Here is an 8,973-nt window from a genome sequence, read left to right as displayed (position 1 = left end):
GCGGTATGGTCGCTGTTCGACGGACGCTTAAAGAACTACTTCGGCGTCAACTACACCAACAGCAGGGCTTACGACATAAGTCCGGGAGATCCGGCTGCGGCAACCACCACCGGCGAACGCCTCAAGTTGGACTGGCACGCCGTGGCCGAGATCGCGCGCGACAACAACCTGATCGTCGGCGCAGAGCAACAGACCGATCGCATCGAGACCACCGACTTGACGGCCCAGAACGGCAACAAGGCCGGCTTCATCGAACTGCAATCGGCTTTTGCGAAGCGGTTCTTCCTGGTCGCGAATGTCCGCGAAGATTCCAACGACCGCTTCGGCGAGCATATGACCTATCGGATCGCGCCGGCGGTCATTCTTCCCGTCACCGAGACGAAACTGAAGGCGAGCTACGGCACCGGATTCAAGGCGCCGTCACTGAGCCAGTTGTATCAGGACTATCCGGCCTTCGGTTTCTTTGCCAACCCCAACCTGAAGCCGGAGGAGAGCACGGGCTACGACGCCGGCTTCGAGCAGCCTCTGTTCAACGACCGCGTGCGGTTCGGCTCGACCTACTTCCACAACGACCTCATCAACCTGATCGACTACAACGACACGTTCACCTCGCTGGTGAACGTCAACCGCGCGACGACGGAAGGCACCGAAACGTTCGTCTCCGCGCAGATCACCGGGCGTTTCGGCATCCGCGCCGATTACACCTTCACCCGCGCCGTCGATGTCGCTACCAGCCTGCAACTGTTGCGCCGGCCCAAGGACAAATGGAGCGTGACGGCGACATGGCTTCCGGTCGACCAGCTTACGTTGTCGGCAACCGTGCTGCATGTCAGCAACTGGATCGACGTCACGCGCGACGGCTCGGCTTCCGGAATTGTCGCGCCCGGCTATACGCTCGTCAATCTGCGCGGCGACTATGCCGTCAACGACCAGGTCAAGCTCTTCGCGCGCGTCGATAACCTCTTCGACCGCCGCTACCAGAACCCGACCGGATTCCTTGCGCCCGGCCTCGGGGTTTTCGGAGGCATTCGTGTGGCAAGTTATGGAGTGCGATAGCACTCGAAAGGCAATCGGCGGCAATCACGGTTGTCCAATTGCGCATCGGGGAATTCAGCGTCCGAAAATCATCGACGACCGGATTCCGGGTTCGTCGCTTCACGACGCCCCGGAATGACCGCTCTAGTCGATCGCCCGCCCGGTCATCGCGACGAGTTCTCGCACGAGACGATCCGACATCTGTCCGGTCACCGGCATCCGGCGAGCCTGCTCGAATTTCCGGATCGCGGCCTGGGTGTCGGTCCCGACCGTTCCCGTCGGCTTCAATTGGCCGTAGCCGTATTCGGTCAACGTCCGCTGCACGGCGGCGACACGACGCGTCGCGTTGATGAGATCGGCGACCGGATCGCCATGCGGCGCGGCCGCGACCGGCGCCGGCGAACGCGCACCCTGCCCTGACGCCCCGCGCGACGGCGCAGCCGACTGGGCAGAACTGGCGGAAGAACCTTCTGCATTTGCGGACGGTTCGGCCGGCCGCGCGACGGCCGTATCCGCCTCGACCGGCCGGGGCCGCGGCAACGGATTGGCCTGCGGCACTATCGTCACGCCGGAGCCGAACATCGGAAATGGATGACGGCCGGCCTGCATGAACATGGCATTGGCGACGATCGCCCCGACGGCGGCGAAAGCCAGCGACCCCGCAAGCAGATCCTTCGGGCTGTGCAGCAGAATGCGCATGGCGAAACCGCGTTCCTCGTCAGCTTCGCCTCTCCCGGCAGCCGCGCTGCGACGGCGCGGCCGGATCACGTCTCCTCGGACAGCTTTTCTAGGCACTCTTCTTCACCCGATGACTCTGATCCTGTTTTCCGGGACGCGGCGACGGCGTCAACGTCGCGATGTTGTCCGATGGCACATCAACTTTGGCCACGCCGGCGCCGGACACGAATGTCAGCGGCAACATGACGGTCACCGTGGTCCCCTCGTCTATCTCGCTCTGCACGTCGATCTCGCCCCGATGCAATGCAACGAGACTCTTGACGATCGACAGCCCGAGCCCGGTCCCCTCGTGGCGCCGTTGATATGTTTTCCCCGCCTGAAAGAACGGGTCGCCGATCCGCTTGAGGTCGTCCTGCGCGATGCCGACGCCGTTGTCCATCACGCACAGCATCATGCGCGATCCCTCGACGCGGGCCGAGACCGTGACCTGGCCACCGCGCTCGGTGAACTTGATGGCGTTCGATACCAGGTTCAGAACGATCTGCCTGAACGCGCGCGGATCGCCGGTGATTTGCGGCAAATCCTCCGGAACGCGCGTGACGAGCTCGATGCCGTTGTCGCGAGCCTTGAGCGCGAGCAGACTGCTGCTGTTGAGCAGCACCTCGCGCGGCGCGAACGGCTCGGGCACGATCTCGAAGTTTCCGGTTTCCATTTTCGACATGTCGAGGATGCTGTTGACCACCGACAACAGATGCTGGCCGGAGTCGTTGATGAGCTGTGCATACTCCTTGCGCCGCGGCGCATCGAGCAACAGGGCGTCCTCCTGAACCATCATCTCCGAAAAGCCGATGATGGCATTGAGCGGCGTTCGCAGTTCGTGGCTCACGGTTGCGAGAAACCGGGTCCTGGCGGCGTCGGCGCGTTCGGCTGCGGCACGCGCCAGATCCAGCGCGTGTTCCTGATGCTTCCGCTCGGTGATATCCCGCATCACCGCGACGACTTCGAGTTCATCGGCGATCGTTGCAGCGCAGGCGGGTTCGAGCGGACGGCATCGCATTTCCACCCATATGAAATCCGCCGGATGGCGCGCGTCTCCTTGCGGACCACGCGCAACTTCACGCCTGAGCCTGAATTCGACGCTTTGCGCGTCGTTGCCAAGCGCAGCCGCCGCGAGCGCGGTGAGATAGGCCGGGCGGTCGGCCACGTGAACCCGGTCGAACAGGCCGTGATCCTGCAATTCCGATACGGGCACACCGAGCAGGACTTCCGCTGCAGGCGAAATGAACTGCACGGCGCCATTGCGCCGGTGACGCGAAATCACGTCGCTCATGTTGCGCGCCAGCAGGCGATAGCGATTTTCCTCGACGCTCAGCAGCGAGGTTCCGGTGCGCGCCACCGCCTCCGCGCCGAACGCGATCCCCGCAGCATAAAGCGTCGCGGACGCAATGCCGGACGCCATCAGGACGCTGTGGGCCGTCGCACCGGAGTCGAGCAGCGGCAAGGCGTCAAAGTAGCTCATCGCAATCAGCGCGAGCACGCATGATACCGCGAGCGCCGATGCGAACCCGATAACGCGGCGGGAGGCGGACAGCGCCGCTTCCAGTGGAATCAGGGCAAGCCAGACGGCCGCGAACGATCCGATCCCGCCGGTCGCGATCGCGATCATCATGACGAGACCGGCGAGCGCGATCGACGACAGCATGTGCGCGTCTTCATAACGGCCGGTCCGCGACAGGAAATAGGAGAGCAGAATCGGAACGACGAGCCAGGCGAAAGCCAACACTTCCAGCGCCGTCGGTGCGCCGCGGACCGCGAGATAGACTGGAAACGCCGCGAACGCGACGAGGCTTCCCAAAAGACGCGGTCCCATGAACGCGCGATGACGCGCCCGCGTCAGCGCATCGTATCGCGCCGACGGATGCAGTAGGGCATCGAGGCAGTCCTGGATAAGAGTCAATGCGGTCACGTCGCTTGCGCTTCGGCCGACGTCGTACCAGACGCGCCGGAACGCCTCCATTTTCGTTGGCGCAACGTGTCAGAGTGAACTTAAGCGAACGCTAAGGCAGTCCGGTCCGTGACGAAACAACGCGCGCGGATGCCGTTTTCCCGCCCATCGGCGACGGCATTCGACAAGAATGGTGAACGCGAGGTTTCCGGCATGCCGCAGACGGCGCATCAATCGAAAATTTACGCCGAATCGAATTCCACCGCCGCTCGCATGATTTTCTTAGCCGGGAAGACCGCGGACACACCCGGGATTCAGCACCGCCTGATACGGGAGAGACAGATTGCGAAATTCAACGCAACGGGGTGAAAAACACATAGGGACGCGACATGTTTTTCCTGCTTCGCATGGCCTTCTGGCTCGGGCTCGTGCTCGTGCTGCTGCCGAGGGACAACGCGCCCGAGGCGAACAAGGGTTCCCAGATCAAAGCCTCCGAGGCCGTATCGGCCGCGACAGCGGCCGTCTCTGACATGAGTCACTTTTGCACGCGTCAGCCGGCCGCTTGCGAGGTCGGCGGCCAGGCCGCGGCCGCGATCGGACAGCGCGCGCAGGACGGCGCGAGAAAACTGTACCGGATCATCACCGACAAGCGCGCTTCCGACCATACGGGCTCGATCGGGGCCATGGCGTCAACCGACGAAGCAACGTCCGGGGACGCGCAGCATGACACGTTGACGCCGGAGGATTTGCAGGCGGAATGGCATCTTGAGGTCCCCGCCACCGTTCCGGCCAATTAGAGCGTTTTCGAGCGAAGTGGAATCCGGTTCGCGTGAAGAAAACGCGTCAAATCAAGAAGCTGGTGTCTTTCATCGTTTCCATGAAACGGTGAAAGACTCTAGCGCGCTCGGGAAATGGGGCGAGCCTCGGACCGCCACGGCACGGAACAATTTCCGCAATGATCGCCGCGCCCGTATCGATTTTACCCGCCCGGCGTCTTATATAGGGCTGATGTCCAATTCTGGCGTTCGCATCCCCTGTCAGCAGGCGCCTTTGCGAATGTCGGAATTATGGAACACTGGCAACACCTCACATATGGACATTTGGGCCTGAATGACGATCGACGAGATCAGGGACAACTTTGAGCTGCTCGAAGAGTGGGACGACCGTTACCGGTACGTCATCGAACTCGGGCGCACACTCGCACCGATGAGCGAAGCCGAACATTCCGCCACCAACAAGGTTCAGGGCTGCACCAGCCAGGTCTGGCTGTCCCTCAAGACCGCCCGCGACGCCGACAACGATCCGGTGCTGACCTATGTCGGCGACAGCGACGCGCATATCGTACGCGGCCTGATCGCGATCCTGCTGACGCTTTATTCCGGCCGGAAGCCGCAGGCCATTCTCGATACCGACGCAATCGCCGTCTTCGACGAACTCGGCTTTCGCGAGCACCTCACGCCGCAGCGTTCCAACGGGCTGCGCGCCATGGTCGAGCGCATTCGCAGGGACGCGCGGGAAGCGCTGGCCGACGCGGCCTGAGACCGATCAGCCACGATCCGGCAATGCGCGTGCCTACCCGCTGGTAAAGGCTGCGTCGCTCGCGATCCATGTGCGCACATGAGCACTTGCCTCGCGCCGCCCGGCGTTCCCCAGGCCATAGTGCCGGGCCAACCTGTCCAGCGCCAGTTGCAGCACGACTTTCGCCGATCGCGGCGGCCAGCCGCGCTCGCGCTCGACATCTTCGAGCCCGCGCAGAAAGCAGCAGACATCCATCAGCAGCCCGGAAAACTCAGGCCCGCACGCCTGCAGCGCCAGCCGCACCCGCTGCCGCGACGCGACGATCAGATCGGTCATCTCGCAGGGGCCAGCTCCGGATCCGCGCGGTCGTCCTCCGGTCGGCGCCGACCAGTTCGAGGTCACCCGCGGCGTCAGATTCCCACGCGTGAAATCCGCGCGCAACCGTTCGCCAGCCGCAAACTGGTCGCGGCTGATCATCGCACAGCCATCGCGACCCTTGCGGCGCGCCAGCCAGGCGAGCGGACTCTCGCTGTCGTTGGCCATCACGGTCGCAACGCCTGCATCTGTCATGATCTCGCGCTCGGCAAGCGTGAGATGCTGCGCGCGAAACCGATCGACGACTTCGGCCGTGCGGCGCTTCGGCCGACGCGTCGATTTGCCAGCGCCGCGATCAGACGCCGACATTGGACGTTCCATCGTGGCCTTCATCGAAAGCCGCGCACATTGTTTCGAGCAGCGCAAGACGACGATCCAGCTTCTCGTCGTCGCGGCTGTCTTCAACCACGCGGCATGCGTGAGAAACCGTGGTGCGGTCGCGGTCGAAGGCGCGGCCGATGGTTTCGAAACTCAGGGCGAAACCGACATGCGCCAGGTACATCGCGACTTGTCTTGCGTATGCGGCACGCGGGGCGCCGCGTGTGGGCGATATGAGGATCCCGGCGTCGAGCCCGAATTCGTCGGCCACCAGCCGCGCGAGACCGTGACAGATTGTCTTTGCCGGGATTGACGGCCGCCGGACAGCCGCAGGCGAACCGGACGGATGGGTCAGAAGCATGGTAACCTCCGCTATAGGAATATATTCATATATCCTATAGGCTCCATCCAGCCCCGGGGATAACATTTTTCAGGGAAAACGGGGCATCGGTAGAACCGCCGGAGGGTCGATTCAGATATTATTCCTAATATTGCGTACCTAAAAGCCGCGTTATTTTCGTCGCCGGCGCTGCTGACCAAGGCCCATGTTTTTGGCCAATTGAGATCGCGTGACCGCATAATTCGGAGCCACCATGGGATAGTCGGCTGGAAGTTTCCATTTGTCCCGGTACTGCTCGGGGCTCATGTTGTATTGCGTCCGCAGATGGCGCTTGAGCGATTTGAAGCGTTTGCCGTCCTCCAGACAGATCAGATAGTCGGCCGTCATCGATTTCTTGACCGGCACGGCGGGTTTGGTCGGTTCTGCCGGCGATTCGCCCCGGCCGGACGACACCCGCGTCAGCGCGGCATACACCTGGCTTATGAGCGCGGGAATTTCCGATGCCGGCGTCGTGTTGTTGCTGACATAGGCCGATACGATCTCCGCCGTGAGGTCGAGAAAGCTCTTGCCGGCTGTGTCGCTCATGATCTCATCTTCCGGATCGTGAAGCAGCATCGATACGCCCGGAATGACGATCAGAATCTGCTTTACATTATGAGTATGAGCGGATTGCCGCGGGCATGACAAGAACGACGCGCAAACACGCGAAATTTATTTCAGAGATGACCGGGCGGGCCTGTTATCGAGATGCGCGCGCAGTTGATCGATCGATGCAAATCGCATCATGCCCTCCGGCATCTGCGCTTCGATGGTGCCGTCGGAAAAGAGCGAATAGGCCATTCCGTCGACGACGCCGGATCTCAGCACCGTGATCGGGGCAGCGTTCTGGCTCGGAAGGCCTCCCGGGCGATCGGCGCGCGTGCCCGCGGGCGATGCCGGCGACGACGCGCTGTCCGCCTCCGCACGCGATCGCTCTGACCTCGCCCAGGCATCGTCGAATGACACGCGCGACACGTCGAGTTCCCGAGCATGTGCCGCAGGCGGAGACCAGCCGGCCGGATCGGATCGTTCCGCCATCGCACGCTCGCGATCCCGTCTCATCGAGGACTCGAACAAGAGGTTACGGCGAGACTTCGATGGAGGCATATCAGAGAATGCCGGCGGCTCCGGCGCGGCGATCTCCGGTGCGGCAGCGGCAACGACCCGATCGCGGGTGGGCACGTCCGCCTGCCGGCGGGCCGATTGAACGGACGGCATTGCTGCCGGATCGTTTTCCGCGTTCGGCGCACCTTGATCCGCATCCCACGGCGGCGGGTCATCCCTGAGGCTCCGGCCCGGCAAAATCGGCCCGCGAAGATCGGGAACGCCGCGATCAGCCGCCATCGCTGCCGAGCGCAGCCGGTCTGCCGCTGCCCGCACCTCGCGGACAACCAGCGACAGACTGATCATGATCAGGCCGGTGCAGGACATCACCGTGCCCGACAAGATCAGCGTATTCCCGAAAGAGAACTCCTTGACAGGGAGTCCGAAGGCGGCGGTCACCAGACCGGCCACGAACACGCCGATCCCCACGACCAAAAGCGTTCTCATACGTAAGCTCCGCCCCTTCGCGCATAGTCCGCAAAGCGGATACCGGTTCTGCGTTCGGAATGCGCGCAAGCTGAAGCGAACTTCCGAACCACACGCCCAAAAAATGTCCCGCCGGCGACGATAGCGGCATTGGATGCGCCTCGCCAGTCGCTAATTCGTCGCCGGCAACCGCGCGAGATATGGCGGCAAAACGACGAACGGCAACCCGGAACAAGCCGACCACCGGGAAAAGCTATGGCTGTCCGACAGGAACCACAACTCGCCAGCTCTTGCCGGACCATAGAATTGATGTAGGCTCGCGCCATCACCCTCTGCACATCACGTCAAACGCCGTCCAATCCCGGACGGCGTTTTCACGTGAACGCATAAAGATCGCGTCAGCGCGGCGCTTCCGCCAGCGCGGCGAGGATCCGCGCCCATGAGCGAATGCCCTTGTGAAAACTCTTCAGGTCGTATTTCTCGTTCGGCGAATGGATGTTGTCGTCCTCCAGGCCGAAGCCGACCAGCACGGCGTCGAGGCCCAGCGTCTTCTTAAAATCCGCAACGATCGGGATCGACGCGCCGCAGCCGATCAGCAGCGCCTCCTTGTTCCATTCGTCGGTCAGCGCCCGCTTCGCAGCCGCCAGCGGCTTCATATTCCAGTCGAGCGCGATCGCGGGCGCTCCGGCATGGTCCAGGAACTCGGCCGAGCAGTCCGCAGGCACGCGCGCCTTCACAAAGGCACGGAAAGCGTCGCGGATCTTTTCGGGGTCCTGACCTTCGACGAGGCGGAACGAGACCTTGGCCGACGCCTGAGCCGGGATCACCGTCTTGGAGCCCTCGCCGGTGTAGCCGCCGACGATGCCGTTGATGTCGCAGGTCGGCCGCGACAAGAGCTGCTCGATCAGCAGACGATCCTTTTCACCGGCGGGGATCGAGAGGCCGATGGGCTTCAGCATCCTGTCCGGCGTCAGATCGAGCTTCGCCCATTGCGCGCGGATGTCGTCCGGCAAATCCTTCACGCCATCGTAGAAGCCGGGAAGCATGATGCGGCCGTTGTCGTCATGGAGAGCGCCGAGGATACGGGTCAGCACCCGGATCGGGTTTTGGGCGCCACCGCCGAAAAGGCCGGAATGCAGGTCGCGATTCGCGGCCTTGATGATCACTTCCTCATAGACCAGTCCGCGCAGCGACG

The 8,973-nt window shown here is 63.0% G+C and carries 10 protein-coding genes; 3 read left to right on the top strand and 7 right to left on the bottom strand.

Features of this window, described 5'->3' with window-relative positions; all coding sequences use genetic code 11:
* Positions 1-1,056 (top strand): TonB-dependent receptor (locus tag BGN91_RS07725; protein WP_292611992.1); only part of this gene is annotated, 1,056 nt, incomplete at its 5' end.
* A 123-nt stretch (positions 1,057-1,179) separates the two neighbouring features.
* Here BGN91_RS07725 and BGN91_RS07720 read toward each other — a convergent pair.
* A complete protein-coding gene (locus BGN91_RS07720) occupies positions 1,180-1,830 on the bottom strand; it encodes a peptidoglycan-binding domain-containing protein (protein WP_292611990.1) in 651 nt (216 codons plus the stop codon).
* Complete coding sequence (locus BGN91_RS07715; RefSeq protein ID WP_292611994.1) at positions 1,823-3,670, bottom strand: PAS domain-containing sensor histidine kinase; 1,848 nt, start codon at positions 3,668-3,670, stop codon at positions 1,823-1,825. The genes BGN91_RS07720 and BGN91_RS07715 overlap by 8 nt, the downstream gene beginning before the upstream one ends.
* A gap of 377 nt (positions 3,671-4,047) precedes the next feature.
* Between BGN91_RS07715 and BGN91_RS07710 the strand changes: the two genes are divergently transcribed.
* Both BGN91_RS07710 and BGN91_RS07705 read left to right on the top strand, forming a co-directional pair.
* A complete protein-coding gene (locus BGN91_RS07710) occupies positions 4,048-4,455 on the top strand; it encodes a DUF5330 domain-containing protein (protein WP_292611988.1) in 408 nt (135 codons plus the stop codon).
* Positions 4,456-4,768: 313 nt separating this feature from the next.
* Positions 4,769-5,197, top strand: a complete 429-nt coding sequence (locus BGN91_RS07705; protein WP_292611986.1) for a SufE family protein — start codon at positions 4,769-4,771, stop codon at positions 5,195-5,197.
* Between the two features lie 33 nt (positions 5,198-5,230).
* On the opposite strand, the gene BGN91_RS07700 is transcribed toward BGN91_RS07705, so the two are convergent.
* From BGN91_RS07700 to BGN91_RS07680, 5 genes are all read right to left on the bottom strand, one after another.
* Positions 5,231-5,860 carry a DUF6456 domain-containing protein gene (locus BGN91_RS07700; protein ID WP_292611984.1) on the bottom strand — a complete coding sequence of 210 codons (630 nt, stop codon included), beginning with the start codon at positions 5,858-5,860 and terminating at the stop codon, positions 5,231-5,233.
* Entirely contained in the window at positions 5,847-6,140 is a 294-nt protein-coding gene (locus tag BGN91_RS07695; protein ID WP_366408371.1) for a helix-turn-helix domain-containing protein, read from the bottom strand. The genes BGN91_RS07700 and BGN91_RS07695 overlap by 14 nt, the downstream gene beginning before the upstream one ends.
* A gap of 240 nt (positions 6,141-6,380) precedes the next feature.
* Positions 6,381-6,794, bottom strand: a complete 414-nt coding sequence (locus BGN91_RS07690; protein WP_292611980.1) for a MucR family transcriptional regulator — start codon at positions 6,792-6,794, stop codon at positions 6,381-6,383.
* Positions 6,795-6,920: 126 nt separating this feature from the next.
* Positions 6,921-7,799 (bottom strand): hypothetical protein, encoded by an 879-nt coding sequence (locus tag BGN91_RS07685; RefSeq protein WP_292611978.1) that lies wholly within the window; start codon positions 7,797-7,799, stop codon positions 6,921-6,923.
* 377 nt (positions 7,800-8,176) lie between these two features.
* Positions 8,177-8,973 (bottom strand): M20/M25/M40 family metallo-hydrolase (locus tag BGN91_RS07680; RefSeq protein ID WP_292611976.1); only part of this gene is annotated, 797 nt, incomplete at its 5' end.

Source organism: Nitrobacter sp. 62-13 (assembly GCF_001896955.1).
Classification (GTDB): Bacteria; Pseudomonadota; Alphaproteobacteria; order Rhizobiales; family Xanthobacteraceae; genus Nitrobacter.
The sequence above is the reverse complement of the archived record's forward strand: the minus strand, read 5'-3'. Positions and strand labels throughout refer to the sequence as shown.

What these genes read in the sequence shown, in the direction of transcription:
- BGN91_RS07700 (WP_292611984.1), bottom strand. Translation starts at nt 5,860, where the DNA reads ATGTCGGCGTCTGATCGCGGCGCTGGCAAATCGACGCGTCGGCCGAAG.
- BGN91_RS07710 (WP_292611988.1), top strand. Translation starts at nt 4,048, where the DNA reads ATGTTTTTCCTGCTTCGCATGGCCTTCTGGCTCGGGCTCGTGCTCGTG.
- BGN91_RS07690 (WP_292611980.1), bottom strand. Translation starts at nt 6,794, where the DNA reads ATGAGCGACACAGCCGGCAAGAGCTTTCTCGACCTCACGGCGGAGATC.
- BGN91_RS07705 (WP_292611986.1), top strand. Translation starts at nt 4,769, where the DNA reads ATGACGATCGACGAGATCAGGGACAACTTTGAGCTGCTCGAAGAGTGG.
- BGN91_RS07685 (WP_292611978.1), bottom strand. Translation starts at nt 7,799, where the DNA reads ATGAGAACGCTTTTGGTCGTGGGGATCGGCGTGTTCGTGGCCGGTCTG.